23 protein-coding genes are annotated in these 23,485 nt (G+C 63.7%); 4 read left to right on the forward strand and 19 right to left on the reverse strand.

The genetic code is table 11. The features are described from left to right. Positions 1 to 2 precede the first annotated feature (2 nt). Together BIO17B3_RS14490 and BIO17B3_RS14495 are read right to left on the reverse strand one after the other, a co-directional pair. Positions 3 to 932 (reverse strand): glycosyltransferase family 2 protein, encoded by a 930-nt coding sequence (locus BIO17B3_RS14490; protein ID WP_156054565.1) that lies wholly within the window; start codon positions 930 to 932, stop codon positions 3 to 5. Next, on the reverse strand, positions 917 to 2,257 hold the full coding sequence (locus BIO17B3_RS14495; protein WP_172979008.1) for an O-antigen ligase: 1,341 nt from the start codon (positions 2,255 to 2,257) through the stop codon (positions 917 to 919). Before BIO17B3_RS14495 ends, BIO17B3_RS14490 begins: the two co-directional genes overlap by 16 nt. A 185-nt stretch (positions 2,258 to 2,442) precedes the next feature. Here BIO17B3_RS14495 and BIO17B3_RS14500 point away from each other — a divergent pair, with 185 nt between their 5' ends. Next, a complete protein-coding gene (locus tag BIO17B3_RS14500) occupies positions 2,443 to 4,230 on the forward strand; it encodes an ATP-binding cassette domain-containing protein (protein WP_156054567.1) in 1,788 nt (595 codons plus the stop codon). Here the strand turns inward: BIO17B3_RS14500 and BIO17B3_RS14505 are convergent. The 4 genes from BIO17B3_RS14505 to BIO17B3_RS14520 are packed head-to-tail and all read right to left on the reverse strand — an operon-like array spanning position 4,179 to position 8,713. Continuing rightward, complete coding sequence (locus BIO17B3_RS14505; protein ID WP_156054568.1) at positions 4,179 to 5,336, reverse strand: glycosyltransferase family 4 protein; 1,158 nt, start codon at positions 5,334 to 5,336, stop codon at positions 4,179 to 4,181. The two genes, BIO17B3_RS14500 and BIO17B3_RS14505, sit on opposite strands and share 52 nt — an antisense overlap. Continuing rightward, positions 5,333 to 6,364, reverse strand: coding sequence for a glycosyltransferase (locus BIO17B3_RS14510; RefSeq protein WP_156054569.1), 1,032 nt, complete (start codon positions 6,362 to 6,364; stop codon positions 5,333 to 5,335). Before BIO17B3_RS14510 ends, BIO17B3_RS14505 begins: the two co-directional genes overlap by 4 nt. Next, positions 6,342 to 7,484, reverse strand: coding sequence for a YbdK family carboxylate-amine ligase (locus BIO17B3_RS14515; protein ID WP_156054570.1), 1,143 nt, complete (start codon positions 7,482 to 7,484; stop codon positions 6,342 to 6,344). Before BIO17B3_RS14515 ends, BIO17B3_RS14510 begins: the two co-directional genes overlap by 23 nt. After that, positions 7,481 to 8,713 (reverse strand): cation:proton antiporter, encoded by a 1,233-nt coding sequence (locus BIO17B3_RS14520; RefSeq protein WP_013106727.1) that lies wholly within the window; start codon positions 8,711 to 8,713, stop codon positions 7,481 to 7,483. Before BIO17B3_RS14520 ends, BIO17B3_RS14515 begins: the two co-directional genes overlap by 4 nt. Before the next feature lie 191 nt (positions 8,714 to 8,904). On the opposite strand from BIO17B3_RS14520, the gene BIO17B3_RS14525 reads away from it, so the two are divergent. The 3 genes from BIO17B3_RS14525 to dnaE all read left to right on the forward strand — a co-directional run bounded on the left by BIO17B3_RS14525 (position 8,905) and on the right by dnaE (position 12,934). Then, a complete protein-coding gene (locus BIO17B3_RS14525; protein WP_156054571.1) occupies positions 8,905 to 9,195 on the forward strand; it encodes a nucleotidyltransferase family protein in 291 nt (96 codons plus the stop codon). Positions 9,196 to 9,284: 89 nt separating this feature from the next. Further along, positions 9,285 to 9,455 carry a DUF86 domain-containing protein gene (locus tag BIO17B3_RS14530; RefSeq protein ID WP_156054572.1) on the forward strand — a complete coding sequence of 57 codons (171 nt, stop codon included), beginning with the start codon at positions 9,285 to 9,287 and terminating at the stop codon, positions 9,453 to 9,455. Between the two features lie 38 nt (positions 9,456 to 9,493). Then, positions 9,494 to 12,934: a DNA polymerase III subunit alpha gene (gene dnaE / locus BIO17B3_RS14535; protein ID WP_156054573.1), complete on the forward strand. Its 3,441-nt coding sequence runs from the start codon at positions 9,494 to 9,496 to the stop codon at positions 12,932 to 12,934. Here dnaE and tolA read toward each other — a convergent pair whose 3' ends face one another. From tolA to nrdR, 13 genes are all read right to left on the reverse strand, one after another. Next, positions 12,935 to 13,951 (reverse strand): cell envelope integrity protein TolA, encoded by a 1,017-nt coding sequence (tolA, locus tag BIO17B3_RS14540; protein WP_156054574.1) that lies wholly within the window; start codon positions 13,949 to 13,951, stop codon positions 12,935 to 12,937. A gap of 46 nt (positions 13,952 to 13,997) precedes the next feature. Further along, positions 13,998 to 14,465: a biopolymer transporter ExbD gene (locus tag BIO17B3_RS14545; RefSeq protein WP_156054575.1), complete on the reverse strand. Its 468-nt coding sequence runs from the start codon at positions 14,463 to 14,465 to the stop codon at positions 13,998 to 14,000. A gap of 50 nt (positions 14,466 to 14,515) precedes the next feature. Beyond that, entirely contained in the window at positions 14,516 to 15,268 is a 753-nt protein-coding gene (gene tolQ, locus BIO17B3_RS14550; RefSeq protein ID WP_013106721.1) for a protein TolQ, read from the reverse strand. 144 nt (positions 15,269 to 15,412) lie between these two features. Next, positions 15,413 to 15,868 carry a tol-pal system-associated acyl-CoA thioesterase gene (ybgC, locus tag BIO17B3_RS14555; RefSeq protein WP_172979007.1) on the reverse strand — a complete coding sequence of 152 codons (456 nt, stop codon included), beginning with the start codon at positions 15,866 to 15,868 and terminating at the stop codon, positions 15,413 to 15,415. Then, positions 15,865 to 17,046: a pyridoxal phosphate-dependent aminotransferase gene (locus BIO17B3_RS14560; RefSeq protein WP_156054577.1), complete on the reverse strand. Its 1,182-nt coding sequence runs from the start codon at positions 17,044 to 17,046 to the stop codon at positions 15,865 to 15,867. Before BIO17B3_RS14560 ends, ybgC begins: the two co-directional genes overlap by 4 nt. A gap of 193 nt (positions 17,047 to 17,239) precedes the next feature. Continuing rightward, the gene (gene nusB / locus BIO17B3_RS14565; RefSeq protein WP_156054578.1) at positions 17,240 to 17,848 is read right to left on the reverse strand and encodes a transcription antitermination factor NusB; all 609 of its coding nucleotides are present in this window, start codon (positions 17,846 to 17,848) and stop codon (positions 17,240 to 17,242) included. Beyond that, complete coding sequence (gene ribH / locus BIO17B3_RS14570; RefSeq protein WP_013123949.1) at positions 17,845 to 18,330, reverse strand: 6,7-dimethyl-8-ribityllumazine synthase; 486 nt, start codon at positions 18,328 to 18,330, stop codon at positions 17,845 to 17,847. Before ribH ends, nusB begins: the two co-directional genes overlap by 4 nt. 52 nt (positions 18,331 to 18,382) lie before the next feature. Further along, positions 18,383 to 19,549 (reverse strand): bifunctional 3,4-dihydroxy-2-butanone-4-phosphate synthase/GTP cyclohydrolase II, encoded by a 1,167-nt coding sequence (ribBA, locus tag BIO17B3_RS14575; RefSeq protein ID WP_156054579.1) that lies wholly within the window; start codon positions 19,547 to 19,549, stop codon positions 18,383 to 18,385. A gap of 42 nt (positions 19,550 to 19,591) precedes the next feature. Then, entirely contained in the window at positions 19,592 to 20,170 is a 579-nt protein-coding gene (locus BIO17B3_RS14580; protein ID WP_013106713.1) for an Antimicrobial peptide resistance and lipid A acylation PagP, read from the reverse strand. Positions 20,171 to 20,316: 146 nt separating this feature from the next. Continuing rightward, complete coding sequence (locus BIO17B3_RS14585) at positions 20,317 to 21,129, reverse strand: class II glutamine amidotransferase (RefSeq protein ID WP_156054580.1); 813 nt, start codon at positions 21,127 to 21,129, stop codon at positions 20,317 to 20,319. Further along, positions 21,122 to 21,754, reverse strand: coding sequence for a riboflavin synthase (locus BIO17B3_RS14590; RefSeq protein WP_156054581.1), 633 nt, complete (start codon positions 21,752 to 21,754; stop codon positions 21,122 to 21,124). The genes BIO17B3_RS14585 and BIO17B3_RS14590 overlap by 8 nt, the downstream gene beginning before the upstream one ends. A gap of 6 nt (positions 21,755 to 21,760) precedes the next feature. Further along, the gene (ribD, locus tag BIO17B3_RS14595) at positions 21,761 to 22,924 is read right to left on the reverse strand and encodes a bifunctional diaminohydroxyphosphoribosylaminopyrimidine deaminase/5-amino-6-(5-phosphoribosylamino)uracil reductase RibD (protein ID WP_156054582.1); all 1,164 of its coding nucleotides are present in this window, start codon (positions 22,922 to 22,924) and stop codon (positions 21,761 to 21,763) included. Then, a complete protein-coding gene (gene nrdR / locus BIO17B3_RS14600; RefSeq protein ID WP_013123944.1) occupies positions 22,921 to 23,412 on the reverse strand; it encodes a transcriptional regulator NrdR in 492 nt (163 codons plus the stop codon). The genes ribD and nrdR overlap by 4 nt, the downstream gene beginning before the upstream one ends. Positions 23,413 to 23,485: the final 73 nt, after the last annotated feature.

Here is a 23,485-nt window from a genome sequence, read left to right on the forward strand (position 1 = left end):
CGTCAATCCTTGGGAACGACTTCAATATTCTTTCGGGGTTCGGAAAAAAGGACTCCTGGCTTTGCATTCCATGCTGAAATGTCTCCCAATGGGATATTCGATAGCAGACCATGAACTGCTCGCTTAAATCTTCCACTTATAGTCGGTTTCGGGATGCAGTTCGTTAAAGATTCATCAGTTGTGCCGTTGCCTTTCAACAGGTAGTTTCGCATAAATTCGCCTTGTGTAATTCCCCATTTCAATGCGAATTCACGTGAGCCTCTATTTTTTCGGACACGCCCTGTGCTACTGCAGGAAAAATGATAGAGGCGACTACTTGAGATGATTTCGAAATGTCGAAAGCCGACAATCCAGAGTTTGATGAGTAAATCGTCGTCCGAGCTCATCCCAGGACTGAATTCCAAACTATAACCACCGACCATGAACCACCAGCGCTTAGCGATTAATGTGGGTTGTGAGGCGCGGCCTATCATGTTTGTACGATGAACATCCATAAAATGCTGTAATAATCCAAATTCATCGAAATCGTCGGGCGTTCGACCGTGATCTTGCACTATGACGCGATCGTTTCTGGTCAATATGGGTTCCAGCAAAATAGAGGATAAAAATAACCGATCGTTCGGAGCTGAACTAATGCGCTTGATCAGAGCAGCATCCCACCCAGGGCAGCACACCATATCGTCGTTCATGTAAAGCAACCAATCGTGCGTCGCCATTGCCGCTAAATGATTGACCGCCAAACAAATTCCGATATTACCGCCGGAGTAACTGTGACGGATACCTTGCTCCTGTAACCAGCGCAAAGTGCCATCCGACCCTTCATTCACATGCACCAGAATCTCATGATCAACGCATGAATGTTTGCGAATGCTGTCAATACACAATTTAAGGTACGGCAGATTGTTCCAGGTGGGAATCAGGATACTAAACATGATTGGCGATCTATCCTCAAATTTTTCGGGTAAGCAGCCGCGAGCAACACGGCCGTAGTCAGAGCGTAAAAGGCGGCAGTCATGGTGAGGTCAAAGGTTTCGACCGTTAGTCCATAGACAAAGAATCCGCAGACCAAAACCAGCCCCATGCGCGCCGAAGCCCGTGAAGCTGGGTCTGACGCGCGTAGCCGCTGCCAGAATAGCCATCCCGGTACAAAATAAACGGCTATGATCGCAGCGAACCCAACAATGCCAAGTTGCGATAGGCGGGATAACAATTCGCTGTGCACCTCTTGACGACCAAAATCTGCTGCCAACGGTGTGAGCTGGCCAGACAGCTCCATGGGCCCCATCAGCGCTTTGAAGCCTCCCATCCCAACACCGAATAGTGGATGCTCAAAAAAAATTAAAAAAGCGGCCTTCCATAGCTGGAATCGAATGCCAATTGACGTGTTTTCATTGCCTTGATAAAAAGCATGAAAATTTTGGGGAATCATGTCAATACGGTGATGAATTTCTGGAATAAATGCATAAATAAAAATTGCCGATACGATCATGAAAAGCATGCCAAAATTTAATGTAATAAGAGATATTTTTTTATAGTTAATGCTGTATGCCAGTAGAACAAAAACAGGCACCGCGATCCAGCCACCGCGGGAGCCAGACAATATGGATGCATAGGCCCCAGCGAGCAAAGCTAGCGTAGCAACTAAATTGTATAATGCCTCACCAGGCGGTCGAACGATGCCGCGGCAGCCTATCCCAAACACAGAAATGGCACCTAAGGTCAGTGCAATATCTCCAAAATGGATCGGATTGACAAAAGAGGATCCGACCCGTGCCAAATTGTCCCCTCCTCCCCAGTTATGCGGAAACCAGACTGCTAAACCGCATGCCACGAGTGCGCCTACAATAAATCCCGGCCAAATGGTCATCAGTGTTTTTGCGGGGATTTTACGTAGAGCGAAAAAAATTGGTATGGATAGAAAAAAACGAGAAACGGCATCGTAATAATTCCACCCCCAGCGGTGATTGGCCCATTGGCTTATAAACACCGCAATCGGCAGGGCGGCCATGGACAGGAAGTAAAGCCAAGCTGCGCGTTCCGAGAGCGGGTCGGTGCTGCAGTCTTCGGTGGTCGGTGTGGCGGTGCCAGGCCAGACGTCGAACAGCAATACAACTACGCTGATCAAAAACAATAGGAAAAAAATACTGTTGACAGCACCGGCTACGGTCAATGTCAGGATTGGATAAGCAAATAAAAGAAACGTGATTGCAATCTCCACATAGCGGGGCACGCCGACGCGCTGGGTCTTGTCAGACACTAGCATTGAGCCTCGCCAAGTGGGCTTGGGGTTGATGGATGCTGAATGAAGTAGCGCTTGCGCTCAGATCTAGTGATTTCCTGATCGATGATCGGGCCACCCGCGTTGCCAACGAGTATTCGCTTAACCGCCGAACAGACCTGTAAGAATTGCATGATGAATAGTCTCGATTTGATGAGTGCCAAATGCTAGCGGGGCGCGATCGCCAAGGATTGCGTCTGCTGCGGCAACTTTTCAACGCCAACCCCCGCAACCGCTCCGCCGCCTTGCTCATCGTGCTCTTCGCCGCGATTGTGGCGGCGACCGAGCCGGTGCTTCCAGCTCTGATGAAGCATGTGCTCGACGTGGGCTTCACGGCGAAGCGGGACTTTCCCTTGTGGGCTGTGCCTGCGGTGCTCATGGGCTTGTTCACGGTGCGGGGTTTGGCGTGGCTGGCTTCGCAGTTTCTCACTCAGTGGTTGACGCAGAACGTGCTCGCGCGGGTGCGGGAACTGGTTTACGGGCAGATTGTGCACGCGCAGCTGGCGCAACTCCAGCGCGAGAGCGCCAGCAGCCTGATCGGGGCGTCGGTGTATGAGGCGCAGTTGGCGCTTGGCATGATCTTTCCGGGCTTGCTCACGCTGGTGCGCGATAGCTTCACCTTGATCGCCTTGTTCGGCTATCTGCTGTGGGTCAACTGGAGTCTGACGCTGTTGACCCTGGGCATTTTGCTGCCGCTGATTTTCACCATGCGCATCATCAGCCGCCGCGCCAAGCGCTTGAATGCGCAAATGCAGAAGGCGGCGGAAGAAACCTCCTACGCGCTGGAGGAGGGCATGCTGGCCGCGCCGGTGATTCGTGTGCACAACGCGCAGAGCGGTTTTGCCGCTCGGTTCGATCGCATCAACCAATTTTTGCGCCGCACCACGGTGAAAACGCTGGTGTCGGGCTCCACGACCACGCCGGTGTCGCAATGGCTGTCGGCGCTGGCGGTTTCGGTGGTCATCGTGTTTGCCATGTGGCAAAGCGATGTGTCGGGGCAGCACAGTGTGGGCGGGTTTGTGGCGTTTATTACCGCGATGATGATGACGCTCTCGCCGCTGCGTCGCGTGGCCGACATCGTGCAACCGATGATGCGCGCGCTCAGCTCCCTAGACCGTCTGCGCAGCATTGTGGATGCGCCGCGAGAGCAAGACACTGGCACGCACACCACTGAGCGCGTGCGCGGCGACCTTGAGTTTGACGATGTGGGCGTCACCCTCAGCGCCATGGACCGCCCGGTGCTCGACGGCATTCGGCTGCGCGTGCAGGCGGGCGAAAGCCTTGCGCTCGTCGGCCCGTCCGGCGCGGGCAAGACCACGCTCATGCGCCTAGTTCCGCGCCTGCTCGAACCCACTCGGGGCCGACTGCTGCTCGACGGCGTGCCGCTGCGCGCCTGGAATCTGCACAGCTTGCGCGAGCAGATCGCCTATGTCGGCCAAGACGTGGTGCTGCTCAACGACAGCATTGGCGCCAACGTCAGCTTTGGCTCCGAGGTGGACGAAGACCGCGCCTGGGCCGCGCTCAACGCCGCCGCATTGGGTGATTTCGTGCGCGGCTTGCCCGGCGGTTTGCAGGCCCCGGTCGGCCACAACGGCTCGCAGCTCTCAGGCGGGCAGCGCCAGCGGCTATCCATTGCCCGTGCGCTGTACCGCAACGCCCCGCTGCTCATCCTCGACGAAGCCACCAGCGCGCTCGACGCGGAAAGCGAGCGCCTTGTGCAGCAAGCCATCAACCGCCTCATGGAAGGCCGCACCACCATCGTGATCGCCCACCGGCTTGCAACAATAGCCCACTGCCACCGCATCGCCGTGCTCGACGAGGGCCGTCTGATCGAACTCGGCACGCAGGCCGAGTTGCTGCAAAAAGACGGCCTCTATGCCCAGCTACACCGCATGCAGTTTCATGTTTCGGCGGCGCCGAACCTGGCAGAGCGCGAGGAAAGCGCGAAATAGCCCGGGCTGTTCCCAGAGTTTGTCTGGCAGGCCGCAAAAAAGCCCAAAAGTTGCCGCACATGCGTCTGCACGCTCGGGTCATAGAGCAAGGCTTTGGCAGGATCGGCGATGCGGTGCTCACCTCGCAGGGCTCGCGCGCAGGCTGCGGCGATCGCCTGGGCCAGATCCGTAGCATCGGTGGGCGCGACGACGATTTTCGCGCTGGAATCGATGACTTCGGCGCTGCCGACCTGTTGCCCGATTACGACCGGCGTGCCGCACAGAATCGATTCGACCCCGACCAGACCAAAAGGCTCGTAGTGCGAAGCGATCACGGTGTAGTCCGCTGCGGCAAAAACGGCCTCGATATCGGTACGGTAGCCGAGCTCAATGATGTTTGGCGCTCGTTGCGGCACCGGTCTGCCTGCCACGGCCAAGCAGATCGGCAGCGACGTTTGGGCGAACAGGGCGTGCAGTTCGGCAAAACCTTTGCGTGCATGGCCGGTCGATGCGAGCAGGAAGACGACGCGGTCGGCAGGCAGTCCCAGGCGCTGCCGCACGCTACGCCTGTGTTGTTCATCAAGGGGCTTGAACCGGGCCGTGTCCACCGGTGGGTGGAGCACGTCGATCTTGCTGGCAGGCACGCCGTAGAAATCCTGCAACTCGTCGCGCATTCTGTGCGAGTGCGCGACGATGCGTTTGGCCTGGGCAAAACACCGGCGCTCATGTTCGATCTGACGGCGGTCGATCCAGCCGGGTTTTTTTCCCATCGCGCGCAAAAAGCCCGGATGCGTCCCACCGCAGACGACGATGTGTGCATGCAGGCTTTGATTGACGCCGAAGACGCAGTCGATGCCCTCGTGCACGATGATGCGACGCACGGCGCGGTCGAACACCGCGTTGCGCCACGGGCGCGGTACCCCTTGAGTGTTTGCCACGAGGCAACGCGTGCGCTGCGCTTGCGGGAGACTGCGATCGATCTTGCGGGCAATGACCAGCGGGGAAATACCCAAATCCAGCAGTCCGGACAGGACGTCGCGCGCGTAGCGCTCGGCGCCGCCGCCGTGGTTCAACGCTTGTGCCGTAATGGCCAGATGCAATCGGTTGTGATCAAAGGGCTGGGTCATTTGGGCGGACGGCCGGCAGCGTCCGCGCCGCGGCGAATGCGCAAGCGGTGCTTGAGCCGGATGAAAAAATCATACATCCAGGGCAGGCGGGTATAGCCGAACAGACGCAGACGATACCCTAGTGGCACCCCGCGCGCATCAACCACGGCGCGCAGCGCTGGGTTGGCGCTGGAGTTGCAGAGCATGGTCGCGGTGTAGCGCGCGCGGCAGAGCGAGGTGGTGAGCGCCGCCTGTACCGGGGCAGCGCGCTCAGCCCGCACAGCGTCGGCGACATGCTGCTGCAAGGCGACAAGCGCGGCCTGGTTGCCCCGACACATTCTCGCGATGTGCGCGGCCAGATTTGCCGGGCGCTGTTTGCTCGACAGGCCGCCGCGACGCCAGCGCACCAGCGGCTCATGCAAGGTGCTGGCGTGGCCGATCAGGATGGCGCGCAGCAGCATGATCTGATCCTCGGCGTGAGCGCCGGCCTGCATTGGCCCAAAGTGCTCGAACAGCGTCTTGGCCCACACATGCGAGGCGCCGACCAGCCAGGGTCTGGCGCGGCACCATTGATCGAGGTCGAAGCCGTCGAGCGGGATGTGCGCGATCACCCCGTGAATTTCACCGTGTTCGTCCAAATCGTATAGGTCGGTGGCGATCAGCAGCGGTTGACGGTGTTGCGCCAGCCAATGCGCAACCACGCGCTCGCAGCGCTGCGGCTCGCTGACATCATCGCCTGCGGCGACGAATAGCAGCTCGCCCTGCGCCAGCGTCACCAGGCGGGAAAAGTGCGCGCTGATGCCTTCGTTTTGCGCATTGCGCCGCATCAGGACGCGATGCGGGCCGCGATAGTCGCGCACCGCATGCTCGATGCGCGCAAAGGTGTCGTCGCTGGAGGCGTCGTCGGAAATCAGGATTTCCAGGGGCGAGTAGGTTTGGGCCAGGGCGGCCTGCACTGCACGCTCCACAACGTCCTGCTGCTCATAGCAGGCGAGCAACAGGCTGACCAGCGGTTGGTCCGATTGCTCAGGTGGAGTTGTGGCGTTCATTGGTGTGCACCATCCACCGCCCCGCCTGCTGCCGCACCACTTCAGGCAGGTGATGCTCGCGTGAGAACACCTCGCGGATCCATTCGGCATCGTTGCCGCGGGCGCTGACGTCGGCCAGTAACTCGCGCAGGGCGGCGTCGGATTTGCAGTCTGCGGCGTGGCCTTCGAGTTTGACGAGGGTGCGGATGAGGTCTTCGCGCAGGGTGCGGTGTTCGCGGGTGGCGGGGTCGACGAAGGTGCCGTCGAAGCCGAAGCGGCAGGCCTGAAAGCGGTTGAAGGTATAGACGAGGTAGTCGTCTTCCTGCGGCTGGAAGGGCCGCTCGCGCTGAATGTAGGCGCCCAGGGTCTGGATGTAAGCGGCGATGCGCGCGGCCTTGGTGATGGTGAGCGGGGTGTCCATCACCCGCACTTCAATGGTGCCGTACTCGGGCTTGGGGCGGATGTCCCAATAGAAGTCTTTCATGCTCTTGACCACGCCGGTAGCGGTCATTTTGTCGAAGTAGCGCTCGAAGTCTTCCCAAGTCAGGGCAAAGGGCGCGCGGCCCGAGAGCGGGAAGGCGAACACCGAGTTCAGCCGCGCGGAGTGAAAACCGGTGTCTTCACCCTGCACATAGGGCGACGAGGCGGAGAGGGCGATGAAGTGCGGAATGAAGCGGGAGATGCAGTGCAGGGTGTAGAGCGCGGTATCGGCGTCGGGGCAGCCCAGGTGCACATGCTGGCCGAACACGGTGAACTGCTTGCTCAGGTAGCCGTACAGCTCGGAGAGCTGGAGAAAGCGCGGTTTGTCGAAAATGCGCTGCTGCGCCCAGTGCTGGAAGGGGTGAGTGCCGCCACCGGCCAGGCCCACGTCGAGCTTGTTGGCGGCTTCCACCAGCGCGCCCTGAATCTCGGTGAGCTGGGCGATGGCGTCGTCATAACCGGTGCAGATGCCGGTGGCGAGCTCAATCATGCTCTCGGTCATTTCCGGCGTGACCACGCCGGGCAGCTTGTGGCCTTGCAGCAGACGCAGCAGGTCGGGCGCGCAGGGCATGAGGTCGTAGTTGTGCCGGTTGACGATCTGCAACTCCAGCTCGATGCCGATGCTCAAGGCGCCTGATTTGGTGAAGGGCCCCAGACTCATGCGCTTCCTCCCGTGGTGCGGCTGACCGGGCCGGGGGCGATGTCGCCGCTATAGCCCAGCGCCCAGCGGGTGAGCAGCGGGGCGAGCAGTTCGAGCAGGGCGATGGCGCTGAACGCGACGGCCAGCATGGGGTGCAGCGCCGCCCCGGCCGAGCTGCCGAGAAAGCTCAGCGCAAGTACGAAGCTCACGCCCGCGGCCGGGTTGAGCGACAGGCCCAGCGCGACAGACTGCCGCCAGCTCGCGCCGCTAACGCGGCCGAACGCCAGCGCCCCGGCGAGCTTGGCCACCAGCCGCACGACGATGACCAACGCCGCCGCCAGCCCGCCCGCCAGCAGAATGCGGGCGTTGAGGCTCAGGCCCAGAATGAGAAAGAGCAGCACCATGAGCACACCGCCTGCGGTGCCGAAATGGCGCGGCCACAGCCGGGGCCTGGGGCTGCGCCAGCGCAGCAGTGCGCCGGCCAGCAGGGGCGTGAGCAGAGCCGACCAGTTGAGCATGCGGGTGAGCGAGAGGGTGAGCACAATGAGGCCGACGAGCATCAGCGCGCCGCCCTCGTCGCGGAAGTCGAAATGCCGCTCCACCCAGTTCACCGCCCAGGCCAGCAGCGCCGCCGCCAGCACCGAGCCGCCGAGCAGGTACAGCAGATGCAGCGCCGAGGCGGCCGCGCCCTGCGGGCCGTCGGCGTCCATCATGCCCAGCAGCAGGCTGCAGACCAGCAGGGCGTAAAACGTGTTGAGCGCCGAGAGCAGCAGCAGGCGCTCGGTCACCTGCCCGTTGGTGCGAAACTCGCTGCTGATGCGCAGCACTACTGCGGGCGAGGTGGCCATGAGCAGCCCAGCCACGATGGCCGACTGCAGCGCGGCGAAGCCGAGGAACACCAGAGTGATCCACACCGCGCCAAAGCCCAACGCCGATTCAAGCAGGCTCATGCCCAGCAGGGCTGGGTTGGCGCGAAGCCAGCGCAGATTCACCCGGTGGCCGATCTCGAAGAGCAGCACGGCCAGGGCCGTATCGACAATGGCGCGGGCGCTGTTCTGCAGCTCATACACATTGAGCCCGGCTCCGCCTGCGGCCAGAATCATGCCCGCTGCGGCATAGCCCACCAGCCGCGGCCACTTGAGAAAGCGAAACACCGATTCCCCCGTGAGCGTGGCCAACACCAGCGCGGCACCCACCCAGAACACCCCGTCAGGATGCAAGGGCCATGCGGGCAGGTAGCTGTTGATCATCGTGCGGGGTCTCCGGTGTGTGAAATGGGCCGTCGTCGCTGCCTTGGTTGACACCATAGCAGAGCGGGAATTTGCATGGACGTTGGACGGAAAAGAGCGAAAATAGAAGCAGTAAATGTTGAAATAACGCGATCTCGAAAATTTTGAGACCCGCGTTATGATGGTTCGCAAACTTTCATGGAGTCGGCCGGATGAAATCTTCTGAGGCTTTATACGCGCACCGTGTTGCCATTCGCAGCATCGTGGAGGCGCGCCATGCAAGAAATCCGCGTGTGTTTGGCTCTGTTTTGCGCGGCGACGATACGGAAGGCAGTGACCTTGATTTGCTGGTCGATCCCCTGCCTGAAACCTCACTGTTCAATCTGAACGCCATTAGCAATGCTTTGGAGCGCCTGCTTGGCGTGCCTGTGGACGTTTTGACGCCGAATGCCTTGCCGCCCAAGTTCCGGGACCAGGTGCTCACCGAAGCGAAGCCGGTGTAAGTCTCTTCACAGGAGAACTTCACAGTGGGTGTCCCGTTGAACCGGAATGCGCTGCGGCTGGCAGACTATCTCGCCCATATCCGGATTTTTTGCAGCGGCATCCCGAGACCGCACTGGCCGACGCCTATCGTTTGCGCAATGCGGTGGCTCACGGCTACTTCACCGTGGACCTTGGCATTGTGTGGCAGACCACGCTGGTGGAACTGCCTCGCATGAAGTCGTTGGTGCTGGCCGAGGTGCAGAAATTGGCGGCTCATTGAGTGTGCGCCAGGGATCGGCGCCTCCCTAAAATACCCCGATGCCCTACGTCCATCTTCGCACCCACACTGAATATTCCATCGTTGACGGCGCCTTGCGCGTGGACGACATGGTGCCCGCGGCTGCCCGCGACGGGCAGGGGGCGTTGGCGATCACCGATTTCAACAACCTGTTTGCCACCGTGCGGTTCTACAAAGCCGCGCTGGACGCCGGGGTCAAGCCGATCATCGGCTGTGATGTGCTGCTGGGCAGCGCCCGCCATCCGGGGCAGTTCACGCGGCTGCTGCTGCTGGTGCAGAACCGCACCGGGTATCTCAACCTCTGCGATCTGCTCAGTCGGGCCTGGCTGGACAACCAGCAGCGCGGCCGTGCCGTGGTGCAGTGGGAATGGCTGGAGGGCGGGCTGGCCGAAGGTCTGATCGCGCTCTCGGGTGCGCATGAAGGTGCCATTGGGCAGGCGCTGCTGCAGGGCGACACGGCCACCGCACGTGACTTGGCGCGGCAGCACGCGGCCGTTTTCGAGGGGCGCTTCTACATCGAGTTGCAGCGCGGCGGTCATGCCGCTTGCGAGCCGCATGTGCAGGCGGCGGTGCCCTTGGCGGCCGAACTGGGCCTGCCTGTGGTGGTAACGCACCCGGTGCAATTCCTCAAGGCCGACGACTTCGATGCCCACGAAGCGCGGGTGTGCATCGCCGAGGGCGAAACCCTGGGCAACCCGCGCCGCCAGCGCAAGTTCACCGCCCAGCAATATTTCAAGTCGCAGGCCGAGATGGAGGCGCTGTTTGCCGATGTGCCCTCGGCGCTGGCCAACACCGTGGCGATTGCCCAGCGCTGCAATCTGGTGCTTGATCTGGGCAAACCGCAATTGCCGCTGTTCCCCACGCCCGAGGGACTGACCCCCGCCGAGTTCTTCCGCCAGCAGGCGCAGGACGGGCTGGAGCAGCGGCTGGCCGTGCTCTATCCGCAGGCCGACGAGCGCGAAGCGGCCCGCCCGCGCTATCAGCAGCGGCTGGAGTACGAGCTGGGCATCATCGCCAAGATGGGCTTCGAGGGCTACTTCCTCATCGTGGCCGACTTCATCAACTGGGCGAAGAACCACGGCTGCCCGGTGGGGCCGGGGCGCGGTTCGGGCGCGGGCTCGCTGGTGGCGTACAGCCTGCGCATCACCGACCTCGATCCGCTGGAGTACGCGCTGCTGTTCGAGCGCTTTCTCAACCCGGAGCGGGTGTCCATGCCTGACTTCGACATCGACTTCTGCCAGGAAAACCGCGACCGCGTCATCGATTATGTGAAAGAGAAATACGGCGTCGAAGCCGTGTCGCAGATCGCGACCTTCGGCACCATGGCCGCGCGCGCCGCGGTGCGCGACGTCGGGCGGGTGCTCGATCTGAGCTACACCTTCTGCGACGGCATCGCCAAGCTCATTCCCGCCAAGCCAGGCCAGCACATCACGATTGCCGACGCGCTCAAGCAGGAGCCCCTGCTGGCGCAGCGCTACGAGGAGGAAGAGGAGGTTAGGCAACTGCTCGATCTCGCCCAGCAGCTCGAAGGCCTGCCGCGCAACATCGGCATGCACGCGGGCGGCGTGCTCATCGCGCCGGGCAAACTCACCGACTTCTGCCCGCTGTATGCGCAGCCGGGCAGCACCGACGCCGTGTCGCAATTCGACAAAGACGACGTCGAAGCCGCCGGGCTGGTGAAGTTCGACTTTCTCGGCCTGGCCACGCTGACCATCCTGGAGCTGGGGGCGCAACTCATCCGTCGCAACCACCCCGACCGCGCCGACTTCAAACTCGAAGACATTCCGCTGGACGACCCCAAGAGCTACAAACTCATGGCCAAGGGCGACACCGTCGCCGTGTTCCAGCTCGAATCGCGCGGTATGCAAGGCATGCTGCGCGACGCCAAGCCCGACCGTTTCGAAGACATCATCGCCCTGGTGGCGCTGTACCGCCCCGGCCCGATGGACCTCATTCCCACCTACTGCGCGCGCAAAGCGGGCAAGGAAGACGTGGCCTATCCCGACCCGCGCATGGCCTCGGTGCTGGAGGAAACCTACGGCATCATGGTCTATCAGGAGCAGGTGATGCAGGTGGCGCAGGTCATCGGCGGCTACTCGCTCGGCGGCGCCGACCTGCTGCGCCGCGCCATGGGCAAGAAAAAGCCCGAGGAGATGGCGCAGCACCGCGGCATCTTCGCCGAAGGCGCGGCCAAGAATGGCATCAAGCCGGAGAAGGCCAACGAAATCTTCGACCTGATGGAGAAGTTCGCGGGCTACGGCTTCAACAAATCGCACGCCGCCGCCTACGCGCTGCTCGCCGTGCAGACAGCCTGGATGAAGGCGCATTACCCCGCCGAATTTCTCGCGGCCAACATGAGCATCGCCCTCGACGACACCGACAAACTCAAGATTCTGGTGGAAGACGCGCAGGCGCGCGGCATCAACGTGCTGCCGCCCGATGTGAACGCCTCGCAGTGGCGCTTCGATCCGGTGGACAGCAAGACCATCCGCTACGCCCTGGGGGCCATCAAGGGCAACGGACAGGCTGCGGTGGAGGCCATGATCGCCGCGCGGCAAGAGCGGCCTTTCACTTCGCTGTTCGACTTTGCCGAACGGGTGGATCGCACCCGCCTCAACAAACGTGTGCTCGAAGCTCTGGCCAAGGCCGGCGCGTTCGACAGCCTGCACCCCGAGCGTGCCGCGGTGATGGCCGCGGTGGAAACCGCGATGGACTACGCCACGCAGCGCGAGGCCGCAAGGCAGCAGGCCGGGCTGTTCGACCTGTTCGCCGCCGACGCCGCCGATGGCGGCCACAACCCGGCGCACGAGCCACGGCTGCCCGAGGTCGAGCCCTGGGATCTGCGCACCAAGCTCTCCTTTGAGAAAACCGCCATCGGCTACTACCTCAGCGGTCATCTGTTCGACGCCAGCGCCGAAGAAGTGCGGCGCTTTGCACCGACCGCGCTGATGGATCTGGTCGATTCGCGCGACCCGGTGCTTATCGCGGGCATCGCGGCCGGGGTGCGTCTGGTGCAGTCGCAGCGCGGGCGCATCGCCATACTCGCGCTGGAAGATCGATCGGGCGCGATGGAAATCGTCATCGGTGAAAGCCTGCTCGACACCGTGCGCGACCGCCTGCGCGACGACGCCCTGCTGGTGTTGCGCGGCAAGGCGCAGATCGACCGCTTCAACGGCGGGCTGCGTTTCAACGCCGACTCGGTGTGGACGCTCGAAGAAGCCCGCGCCCGCTTGGGAAAAAGTATCCGTCTCAAACTCAACGGCGCCAGCTCGGCCGAGCCACTGGTAGGGCTGGCCCGCCAGCACGCCAGCGAAGATGGCTTGCCGCTGCTGCTCGACGTCGAGCGCGCCGGGGCGCAAGTGCGCCTGAGTGTGCCGGCCTGCCGCCTGCCGCCCACCGATCCGATCCTGAGCGCGCTAGCCCAGCTCTCGAAAGACGGCCGGGCAGAGATCGACTACTGATCAGCTTGGGTCGCGCGGCCCGGCTTTGACCAACATCGGCGTCCAGTACTTACCGTTGCTGTCGGGCGGGAACCGGTGCACCCGCTCGATGGCGCGTAGCACCGCCTGATCCCAACTCGGCACTCCACTGGAATGTTCAATCTTGGCACTTAGAACCGTACCTGAGAACTGATCCAAAACAACTGAAATGATCACCCGCGGATCGCCGGTGATCTGGTTGATCTCGGGGTAGGTCACGTTCTCCCGCACCAGACTGGCGATGCGCGCCGCATACGTGCCCGACGGACCGGAGGTGCGCGCCGCAGTACCGGTGCTGTTCGCCGCGCCGGTGCCCGCCTGCTGCATCAACTGCTTCATGTAATCGTCGCGTGACGAGGCGGCCATCTGCGCCTGCTGCTGCTCCAGCTTTTTCTGCTTCAGCTCGGCCAGCCGCTTTTGTTCAGCCAGCTTTTTCTGCTCGGCCAGTTTTTCCTGGCGCAGTTTTTCTTCCTGCTGCTGTTTGCGCTGTTCGGCCAACTGTTGTTGTTTGAGTTGCTGTTGCTGCTGTTGCTGCTTTTGCTCGGCAAGGCGCTGCTTTTCTTCGGCGAGTTTTTTCTGTTCTTCCTTGAGGCGCTTTTCGATCAGCGCCTGTTGCTCGGCCTGCTGTTTTTTGAGCGCGGCTTCGCGCTCCTGCTTCAGCACGATGTCGGCCTGTTGCACCTGCGGCTCGGGTTTGGGGGCGGCCACGGGTTTGGGCGGCGGCGGTGGCGGAGGGGCGGGCTGCGGCTGGGGTTGGGGTTGCGGCTGCTTGCGTTCCATCGGCGCGGTGGGCCGGGGCGCGGCGCGCTGCACCGTGGGCGACCACAACTCGGCCTCCACCGCTTCGGGCGGGTGACTCTTCCAGTGCACGCCGAAGGCGATGAGGGCGATGAGCAGCAGGTGGAACAGGGCGGCCAGGCCGAAGGCGCGCAGCGTGCCGCGCTCGTGCGGGGGCCGCAGCGCGGAGGGGTCGCCTGGGGATAAGCGCGCGGTGTTCATGGGAGAAGGGGCAACGATCGGGGCGAAAACCGGGGTAAAAAACGCATCAGGATGGGTTGGACTGGACGGCCAGGCCCACGCGCTCCACACCGTGTTGTTTGAGCAGATTGAGCGCGCGCATCACCGCGTCGTACTTCACGTTTTTGTCGGCGGCGATCAGCACCGGCATGGCATCGAGGCTGAGGCCAGCCTGCGCGGCCAGTTGCTGCACGGTCTGCGGCAAGTCCTTGAGGCTGACGGGCTGCGGCGCGGCGTTGGCGGCCTTGCTCTTGGGGTCGCGTAGCGAGACTTCGAGCATGTCGTCCTTCTGGATGGTGACCTGCACCAAGACACTGGGCGCCTGCGGCGCATTGCCCACGGTGGGCAGCTTGACCATGGTCGGCGTGATGAGTGGCGCGGTGACCATGAAAATGATCAGCAACACCAGCATGACGTCGATATAGGGCACGACATTGATGTCGGCCAGAGCGCGCCGCGAGCGATGCCCACGACTGCTGGATTGGAGGGCGGGCATGTCAGAAGTTCCCAGGGATCAGCGAACGAAGTGAGCGCGGGAGCGTCATCTCAGCGCCCTCCGCCAAAGCCGGTGACCGGCCCGGCTCGCCCGGCGCTTGCTGCCGCGGCCGACTGCGCGGCGCTCGGCGCGGGCGTGCTCTGGCGCTGCAGGATGTTGGAAAACTCTTCGGTGAACGACTCGTAGCGATTGGCCAGGCGATCGATGTCGCGGGCGAAGAAGTTGTAGGCGATCACCGCGGGGATGGCGGCGAACAGGCCGATGGCCGTGGCCACCAGCGCCTCGGCAATGCCGGGCGCCACGGTGGCCAGCGTGACCTGCTGCAGATTGGACAGGCCGACGAAGGCGTGCATGATGCCCCACACCGTGCCGAACAGGCCGACATAGGGCGACACCGAGCCGACCGAGGCGAGAAAGGACAAGTTGGCTTCGAGCGCATCCATCTCGCGCTGGAAGGCGGCGCGCATGGCGCGGCGGGCGCCGTCCACCAGCGTGGAGCCGTCGAGCACATGGCGCTCGCGCAGCTTGAGGTATTCGCGCATGCCCGAGGCGAAGATGCGCTGCAGCGGGCTGCCGTGGCGGCCGTTGCTCAGCGCCGATTGGTACAAATCGTTGAGCCCCGTGCCCGACCAGAATTCCTGCTCGAAGTCTTCAGACTTCACCCGCGCCGACTTGATGGCGAAATATTTGCGGAAGATGACGGTCCAGCTCGCCAGCGATACGGAGAGCAGAAGGGCGAGCACCAGCTGCACCACGATGCTGGCGCCGAGCACCATGGACACGATGGAGAAGTTTTGATCCATAGGGAGGTCTGGCTGTAGATAGTGGGAGAGTGAGCGCGCGGCTCAGGAGTGACAGCCTGCATTACAACAAATCCCCAACGGGCGCAGCCGCTGCGGAGAAGACAGGATTGAGGAAAAAAGGTTCACGAAAGGAAGGGTTGCAACTCAGGGTGCGGGTGGAACAGGCGCTGCCCAGCGGGTGACGCGATCGAAGACTTCCCGCGGAATGCGCGATGGCCGCAGAGTGGCCGCCGCCACGCAACCCACGCGAACCGTGGCCTCGCACAGCAGCGCGGCGGGCGCACCGCTGGTGTCGCAGCGCCAGGCCTGTTGTGCGACGGTGAGGCTGGCGCTGCCGATGTCCTGCAAGCGAAGCTGGATCTGCAGCGCGTCGTCGAGTTTGGCGGGGGCGGCGTAGCGCAGGTGCACGTCGGCCACGACGAATACCAGGCCCGATTGCGCCGCCAGCTCCGACTGCGCCAGCCCCAGGCTGCGCAGCCATTCCGTGCGCGAGCGCTCGAAAAACTTGAGATAGTTGGCGTAATAGACGATGCCCCCGGCGTCGGTGTCTTCCCAGTACACCCGCACGGGCCAGTGGAAAGCTTGGGTGCCGTCTTTCATGCCGCCTTGCGTTCCAGATAGCCGCATAGCCGGGCCAGCGCTTCCTGCAGGTTGGCGATGCTGTTGGCGTAGCTCAGGCGGAAGTAGCGCTGGGGCTCGGCGGTGCCGAAGTCTTTGCCAGGTACGAGCACCACGCCGGTATCGCGCATGACCTCGAAGCAGAAGTCCCAGCTGTCTGCACTATAGGCAGAGCAGTCGGCGTACACATAAAACGCGCCGTCCGGCCGCACGGGCACGCGCAGGCCCAAGGCTTCGAGGCCGGGCACGATCAGGTCGCGGCGGCGTTGGAACTCGGCGCGGCGGCGTTCGTATTCGGTCAGGGTGTCGGGTTCGAAGCAGGCCAGCGCGGCCTGTTGCGCCACGCTGCTGGCGCAGATGAACAAATTGCCGGCCATGCGTTCCAGCGGAGCGACGAGCGAGGGCGGCACGACCAGCCAGCCCAGCCGCCATCCGGTCATCTGGAAGTATTTGGAGAAGCTATTGACGGTGATGATGTCGTCGCCCGCGGCCAGCGCGGTGTGGCCGTAGCCGACTTCATAGCTGAGGCCCAGATAGATTTCGTCGACGATGCTCACCCCGCCGCGCGCGCGCACCACGTCGGCGATGCGGCGCAGCTCATCTGGCGCGATGGAGGTGCCGGTGGGGTTGGAGGGCGAGGCCAGCAGCACCCCGGCAGTCTGCGGCGTCCACGCGGCCTCGACTTCGCTGGCGCTGAGCTGAAAGCGCTGCGCGGCGGGGGCGGGCAGCATGCGCGCCCGGGCTCCCGCAGCGGCCACGAAGTTCTTGTTGCACGGATAGCTCGGATCGGGCATGAGCACTTCATCGCCCGGATTGAACAGCAGCAGGCTGGCCAGGGTGAGGGCGCCCGAGGCGCCCGCGGTGATAAACACGCGCGCCGGGTCGAGCGTCACGCCGTGCACCTGGGCGTAGTGCTGCGCGATGCGTTCGCGTAGCGCAGGCAGGCCGGGCGCCAGGGTGTAGCCGGTGCGGCCGTCGCGGAGCGCGCAGGTGGCGGCTTCGACCACGGGTTCGGGCGCGGTGAAATCGGGCTCGCCCACGCTGAGATGGATCATGCGCCTGCCCTGCGCTTCCCAGGCCGTTTGTTGTTCGGCCGCGGCGCGCACCACGTCCATGACGTAGAAGGGTTCGATGAACTGGTTGCGTTGGGCTAAGCGCATGGCGGCTATCAGAGGGAGATCAGAGGGTGTGAATGAATCCGGCGTGGCTGAGCAGCGTGCCCAAACGCTTCCGATCAAGGCGCAAAGCACAGCCGTGCCCATCGGCACGGCGCGCGCTTACAACACCGAACGCAACGCCGAGCGGGGGTGTTTGGGCGCGAGGAGCGGGCATGGCGGATTTGTTCACACCCTCTCAGTCTTTGCGCGGCGGGCGCGGGCTGGCGCTGGCGCGCCGGGGGAAAGAGGCGGCCGCGCGTCGCGGCGGGGTTTTGGCCTTGTGGCTGACGGGCACGTTCGCGTAGGGGTTGGGCGGCGGGCTGAAGTCGGTGGTCGTGGGCTGCGCTTGCGGGTGCGACTGGTTGGCGGCTTCGACCTCGGTCTTGCGCAATTGCGCGGCGATGCGGTCGAGCACGCCGTTGACGTATTTGTAGCCGTCGGTGCCGCCGTACACCTTGCCGAGTTCGACCGCTTCGTTGATGACCACTCGGTAAGGCACGTCGAGATGACGCTGCAGCTCGAAGGCGCCCATCAGCAGCAGGGCGTGCTCTACCGGGGATAGCTCGCTGGTCTGGCGGTCGATGTGCGGCTGAATGAGGGCGTCCAGCGGCCCGGCCTCGGCCAGCGCGCCATGCAGCAGCGACTGAAAGTGATCGTCGTCGAGCTTGATGGTGGGGTAGCGCTCGTGCAGAAAGGCTTCGATCGCGCCGGTATCGCTGCCGGCGAGCAGCCATTCGTAAATGCCCTGGAACGCGAGTTCGCGCGACTTGCGCCGCGCGCTTTTGGGGGCGGTGGTTGCGGTCATGCGGCCTCGTCGTCGTTGTCGCTGATGTCGATGAACAGGTTGGCCATTTCCACCGCGACGCGGGCGCATTCGGCCCCTTTGTCGATGCGGGCTTCGGCCTGCGCTTCGTTTTCCACGGTGAGCACGCCGTTGGCCACCGGCATGTTGTAGTCGAGCGCCACCTGAGCGATGCCGGCCGCGCTGGTATTGCAGACGACCTCGAAGTGATAGGTGTCGCCGCGAATCACGCAGCCGATGGCAATCAGCGCATCGAAGGCCTCGCTCTCGGCCAGCGCCTGCAGCATCAGCGGCAGTTCGAGCGCGCCGGGGACGGTGTAGAGCCCGATGTCGTCTTCGTTCACGCCCAGGCGCTGGAGTTCGTCGAGGCAGGACTGGGTGATGCGGTCGGTAATGGCGGTGTTGAAGCGGGCCTGCACCACGGCGACGCGTAGCTCACGGCCATCGAGTTGTTCGGAAAGAATGCGGTTCTGGACGTTTTGCATGGCGTTGGAGTGCAGAGGAGTGGCGCGCCGCGGGGCGCAGAAGGGCAACAGCTTACGCGCCGGGCGCAAGGACGGGGGCGCTGTCCTGTGCGGACTCGAAGCCGACGATCTCCAGCCCGTAGCCTGCCATGCTGGGCATTTTGCGCGGCTGGCCGAGAAGGCGCATCTGCCGCACGCCGAGATCGCGCAGGATTTGCGCGCCAATGCCGTAGTCGCGCAAGGCGGTGACGCCCGATTTGGGCGGCGTGGCCGCCGGCTGCAACAAGCGCTCAAACTGGCTTTTCAATTGCGCGGCCGATTCACCGCAGTTGAGCAGCACGGCCACGCCCACGCCTTCGCGCACGATGCGGCCAAGCGCCTGCGGTAGATTCCAGGAATGGCGCTGGCAGGCGGCATCGAGCAGGTCGAGGACGGACAGGGGCTCGTGCACCCGCACCAGCGGCGCGGCCTGCGCGGCCAGGTCGCCATGCACCAGCGCCAGATGCAGGCCATGACCGGCGCGATCGGTATAGGCCACGCAGCGCATCGGGCCGAACGGTGTCTGCATGGGGTGTTCGCCTACGCGCTGCACCAGCGATTCGGTGCGGCTGCGGTATTCGATGAGATCGGCGATGGCGCCGATTTTCAGCTCGTGCTGCGCGGCAAATTGTTCGAGATCGGGCAGGCGGGCCATGGTGCCGTCGGCGTTCATCACCTCGCAGATCACGGCGGCGGGTTCCAGCCCGGCCAGAGCGGCGAGGTCGCAGCCGGCCTCGGTGTGCCCGGCGCGCATCAGCACGCCGCCTTCAGCGGCCATCAGCGGGAAGATGTGACCCGGTTGCACGATGTCGCTGGCCTGTGCGTTGCGCGCCACGGCGGCCTGCACGGTGCGCGCACGGTCGGCCGCCGAAATGCCCGTGGTGACGCCTTCGGCAGCTTCGATGGACGCGGTGAAGGCGGTGCCGTGCGAAGAGCCGTTGTGCTCGACCATATGCCGCAGGCCAAGCTGCGCGCACCGCTGGGCGGTGAGGGTCAGGCAGATCAGACCGCGCGCATGCGTGGCCATGAAATTGATGGACTGCGGGGTGATGTGCTCGGCGGCAATGACCAGATCGCCCTCGTTTTCGCGATCTTCCTCATCGACCAGAATGACCATGCGCCCGGCCTTGAGCTCGGCAATGATGTCGGGAACGGGGGACAGGGGCATGATGGGGACGGGCGCTGCTGAAAAGCCCATCATTCTAAAACCGCCTCACCCGGCGCGCTTGCGCCGCTTGCCTTGTCAGAATTCGTAGCGTCCGAAGAAAAACGCGACGTTGCCGTTGTTGAGCTTGTTATTCACCTTCGGGATGAAGGTGCCATAAATCGACAGCCTGCCGAAACGGATCGAGGCGATGGGCAGCGCGATGGGGAAGGGGATGTTGTGGAAGATGTCGGCGCGCGAGGTCACCGCCAGGGTGTAGCCCAGACCGAAGCCCACCGGCGCGTCGTTGTTGAACATCCACTGATGGGCGTAGCCGACCACGGGCTCGGCGTTCCAGTGCGAGTCGGAGAAGATCATGGCGTACACCATGTCTTCGTTGCCGTCGGCATTGATGTGATGGCGGCCCCAGCCTATGCCCCAGGCGTGTTTGTTGAGCGTGGCGCGCTTGGCGGCGGTGTAGGTGCCGGGGTCGTGCCAGGTGTAACCGCTGAAGTACAGATCGTCCTGTCCGGTCTGGGTGGTGCTGACCGCGGCATTCCAGGTGGACTGAGCCCAGTCGGATACGCCGCCCAGCCCCAGCGCCCAACTCGCGCGGGGAACCAGGGCCAGCCAGAGGAGGGCGAAAGTGGATAGAAGGCGGGCTGGAAAATGTTTCATGGGCTCTTGGCGGGCGTCTCAGGGAAGTCGGGCCAGACTTTATCAGCGCAAAAGGTTGAGCCTGTGTCCGTTTGCAACGGGCGGCATGTGTGTGGCCGACTCAAGCGCTGTTCAGAGCCGGGTTGGGGCGCTGATCGGGGCAATGATCAAGCACCGAGGCGCGCGATCAATCGGCCCTGCTGCACGACGAGCAGCGTATTTTCGGGCAGGGGTTCCCAGTCTTCCGGGGTGAGGGGCACGCTGGCGAGCATCACGGCGGGTGCGGGTTTGTCGTCGCGGCCCTGAACGTGCAGCCCAGAAGCGCGCATCTGATGCTCGCTGGCGGCTTCGCGCATGAGCAGGTGCAAACCGGGCACCCAGGTGTTGCCCGGATGACTGCGGCGGCGATGCGCATGAGCGAACAGCAGGTCGCCATCGGTGAACAGGAAGTTCGCCGCGCCAAGGGCGCGCAATCTGGCCGCGAAGTCGGAGACCACTTCGATGCGGCGTTTGAGGTCGCCGCTCTCACCCGCCGCATCGAGCACTTGCAGTGATTGCATGAGCACGTAGAACGCATGTTCGGAATCGGTCTGGCCCATCGGGCGGTGCGCCGCATGCGCCAGAGGAAGCGCCTGCTCGATGTCCGGCAGATCGCCGTTGTGGGCAAAGATGTGGCGCTTGCCGAACAGCTCGCGGGCGAACGGCTGGGTGTTGACCAGCGTCACCGGGCCGCGCGAGGCGCGGCGGATATGTGCGATGACTAGCGGGCTGTGAAAGTCGTGCTTTTCGAGCACCGGAACGAAGGCGCTGGCCAGCGCGGGTTGCGCTTCGCGCAGCACATGCGCGTCGCTGCCTTCGTAATACGCCGCGCCCCAGCCGTCGGGGTTGGCGGCGTGCGGCCCGCCGTGGCGCGCGAATTCACGAAAGGCGAACCGCACCCGCGCGGGCACACGGCTGGAGTAGGCGAACAACTCACACATCTTTCCGACCCTCCGGTGCGCCCAGCATGCGCTCGACATAGCGGGCGATGAGGTCGATTTCGAGATTCACCGCGCTGCCCTCGCTCAATTGATGCAGATTGGTGTGCTGCAGGGTGTGCGGAATGAGGTTGATACTCACGCGGCAATGCTGTGGCAGATCTTCGACGCGGTTGACCGTCAGACTCACGCCGTTGATCACGATGGAGCCCTTGTACGCAAAAAACTTGCCTAAAGCGGCGGGCGTGTCCACCTCCAGCAGCCAGGATTCGCCGATGGGCTCGAACCGGGCCACCTGACCGACGCCGTCCACATGCCCAGTCACCAGATGGCCGCCCAGCTTGGTGGACAGCGCGACCGACTGCTCCAGATTGACCCGGGCGCCCGGCACGTCCAGCCCCGTGGTGCGCGCCAGGCTTTCGGCCGAAATGTCGAAGGCAAAGCCACCGGGCTGAAGATCCACCACCGTCATGCAGGCGCCGCTGACGGCGATGCTCTCGCCGAGCTCTACGCCCTGCAGCCAGGCCGGATCGACCTGCAGGCGCACGCGTTTGCCGTGACTGGCCTGGGAACCGAGGGGGGTGACTTCGGCGATGCGGCCGACGCTGGTGATGAGTCCGGTGAACATAAGGGTTCAAAGAGAAAAGGAATGAGGGAGACGTGCAAGGATGCGCAGATCGGCGCCGATCCGCTGCACATCATGCCATCGCAGCGCGAGTCCTTCGCTGATCTGCTGGTAGGGCCCCAGCGCCGCCAATCCGGCGCCCTCGCCCAGCAACTGGGGCGCAAGATACAGGAGCAGTTCATCGACCACGCCGGCACGCAGCAGCGAGCCGTTGAGCTTTTCGCCGGCCTCGCAGTGCAGCTCGTTGATGCCCCGCTGGCCGAGCACCTGCATCAGCGCGCGCAAATCGGTCTTGCCCGGTTTGCCGGGATCGGCGGGCAGGGCGATGTCTTGCAGATCGAGCGAGGTGGTGGCCGCGCTGCGCAGTGCCGCCAGACGCGGCGCGGCCCGCTCCGGCGACAGGGCGTGAACGATCCACAGCGGCGAGTCGGCGCTCTGCAACAGGCGCGCGGTGGGCGGGCATTCCAGGCGGCTGTCGATGACGATGCGAATGGGCTGGCGCGGCGTCTGCACCGCCCGCACATTGAGCTGCGGGTCGTCCGCCCGCACCGTCCCCAGGCCAGTGAGCACGGCGCAGGCGCGCGCGCGCCAGTGATGGCCGTCGGCGCGGGCCGCTTCGCTGGTGATCCACTGGCTTGCGCCGTTAGGCAGGGCGGTAACGCCGTCGAGCGAGGCGGCCACCTTCAGCCGCACCCAGGGCGTGCCGCGCACCATGCGGGAGATGAAGCCAAGGTTGATCTCGCGCGCTTCATCGGCGAACAGCCCGACATCGACTTGGATGCCGGCATCGCGCAAACGCTGCAATCCCTGGCCTGCCACCAGCGGGTTGGGATCGACCAGCGCAGCAACCACGCGCGCGACGCCTTGCGTGGCCAGCAGGTCGGCGCAGGGCGGCGTGCGGCCGTGGTGCGCGCAGGGCTCCAGCGTGACGTAGGCGGTGGCGCCCCGCACCTCGTGGCCGCGCTCCCAGGCTTGCTTCACCGCCTGGACTTCGGCGTGATCTTGCCCCGCAGCCAGCGTGGCGCCTTCGCCCAGCACCTGGCCGTCTCGCACCAGCACGCAGCCCACCCGCGGATTGGGGCTGGTGCGGTACATCGCGCTGTGCGCCAGATCGAGCGCCCGGCGCATGAAGCGCTGATCTTGTTCGCTGAATGAAACGTCGTCCGGGTTCATGTCGGAGTTTTGCCGCGCCGGGGTTTGGCGGCGGGCGAGGGCGGCTGCATTTCCTGCAGCACATCGAGAAACTGGCTCAAATCCTTGAAGCTGTGATAGACGGAGGCAAAGCGCACATAGGCAATGCCGTCGAGCGTGCGCAATTCCTCCATCACCCAGGCGCCGATTTGGGTGGAGGGCAGCTCGCGCGCGCCGCTTTGCAGCAGCATTTGCTCCACGCGCCCGATGGCGGTATCCACCGCGTCGGCACTGACTGGCCGCTTGCGCAAGGCCAGCAGGAAAGAGGCGCGCAGTTTGTCGCGGTCGTATTCGGTGCGGCGGCCATCTTTTTTCACCACCACCGGAAAGCTGACCTCCGCGCGTTCATAGGTGGTGAAGCGCTTGTCGCATTGGCCGCAACGCCGCCGCCGCCGCAGCGCGGTGCCATCTTCCACATCGCGGGTTTCAATCACCTGCGTGTCGGGGCTTTGGCAAAAGGGGCATTTCATGGCGGCGTGGCAACATTAAACCCGTCATTATTCACGCTGCGGTCTGTTTTCGCGGTAGCGCGCGCAAACACGG

This window comes from Thiomonas sp. OC7, assembly GCF_900634595.1.
In the GTDB taxonomy this organism is placed as follows: Bacteria; Pseudomonadota; Gammaproteobacteria; order Burkholderiales; family Burkholderiaceae_C; genus Thiomonas; species Thiomonas arsenitoxydans.

Excerpts from the sequence above, each read along its gene's own strand:
- BIO17B3_RS14490 (WP_156054565.1), bottom strand. The coding sequence starts at position 932 with ATGTTTAGTATCCTGATTCCCACCTGGAACAATCTGCCGTACCTTAAA.
- nusB (WP_156054578.1), bottom strand. The coding sequence starts at position 17,848 with ATGACCGCAACCACCGCCCCCAAAAGCGCGCGGCGCAAGTCGCGCGAA.
- BIO17B3_RS14515 (WP_156054570.1), bottom strand. The coding sequence starts at position 7,484 with ATGAGTCTGGGGCCCTTCACCAAATCAGGCGCCTTGAGCATCGGCATC.
- dnaE (WP_156054573.1), top strand. The coding sequence starts at position 9,494 with ATGCCCTACGTCCATCTTCGCACCCACACTGAATATTCCATCGTTGAC.
- ybgC (WP_172979007.1), bottom strand. The coding sequence starts at position 15,868 with ATGAAAGACGGCACCCAAGCTTTCCACTGGCCCGTGCGGGTGTACTGG.
- BIO17B3_RS14520 (WP_013106727.1), bottom strand. The coding sequence starts at position 8,713 with ATGATCAACAGCTACCTGCCCGCATGGCCCTTGCATCCTGACGGGGTG.
- BIO17B3_RS14545 (WP_156054575.1), bottom strand. The coding sequence starts at position 14,465 with ATGCCCGCCCTCCAATCCAGCAGTCGTGGGCATCGCTCGCGGCGCGCT.
- BIO17B3_RS14590 (WP_156054581.1), bottom strand. The coding sequence starts at position 21,754 with ATGTTCACCGGACTCATCACCAGCGTCGGCCGCATCGCCGAAGTCACC.
- ribH (WP_013123949.1), bottom strand. The coding sequence starts at position 18,330 with ATGCAAAACGTCCAGAACCGCATTCTTTCCGAACAACTCGATGGCCGT.
- BIO17B3_RS14525 (WP_156054571.1), top strand. The coding sequence starts at position 8,905 with ATGAAATCTTCTGAGGCTTTATACGCGCACCGTGTTGCCATTCGCAGC.
- nrdR (WP_013123944.1), bottom strand. The coding sequence starts at position 23,412 with ATGAAATGCCCCTTTTGCCAAAGCCCCGACACGCAGGTGATTGAAACC.
- BIO17B3_RS14580 (WP_013106713.1), bottom strand. The coding sequence starts at position 20,170 with ATGAAACATTTTCCAGCCCGCCTTCTATCCACTTTCGCCCTCCTCTGG.
- ribD (WP_156054582.1), bottom strand. The coding sequence starts at position 22,924 with ATGAACCCGGACGACGTTTCATTCAGCGAACAAGATCAGCGCTTCATG.
- BIO17B3_RS14505 (WP_156054568.1), bottom strand. The coding sequence starts at position 5,336 with ATGACCCAGCCCTTTGATCACAACCGATTGCATCTGGCCATTACGGCA.
- BIO17B3_RS14510 (WP_156054569.1), bottom strand. The coding sequence starts at position 6,364 with ATGAACGCCACAACTCCACCTGAGCAATCGGACCAACCGCTGGTCAGC.
- BIO17B3_RS14560 (WP_156054577.1), bottom strand. The coding sequence starts at position 17,046 with ATGCGCTTAGCCCAACGCAACCAGTTCATCGAACCCTTCTACGTCATG.
- tolQ (WP_013106721.1), bottom strand. The coding sequence starts at position 15,268 with ATGGATCAAAACTTCTCCATCGTGTCCATGGTGCTCGGCGCCAGCATC.
- BIO17B3_RS14500 (WP_156054567.1), top strand. The coding sequence starts at position 2,443 with ATGCTAGCGGGGCGCGATCGCCAAGGATTGCGTCTGCTGCGGCAACTT.
- ribBA (WP_156054579.1), bottom strand. The coding sequence starts at position 19,549 with ATGATGGGCTTTTCAGCAGCGCCCGTCCCCATCATGCCCCTGTCCCCC.
- tolA (WP_156054574.1), bottom strand. The coding sequence starts at position 13,951 with ATGAACACCGCGCGCTTATCCCCAGGCGACCCCTCCGCGCTGCGGCCC.
- BIO17B3_RS14585 (WP_156054580.1), bottom strand. The coding sequence starts at position 21,129 with ATGTGTGAGTTGTTCGCCTACTCCAGCCGTGTGCCCGCGCGGGTGCGG.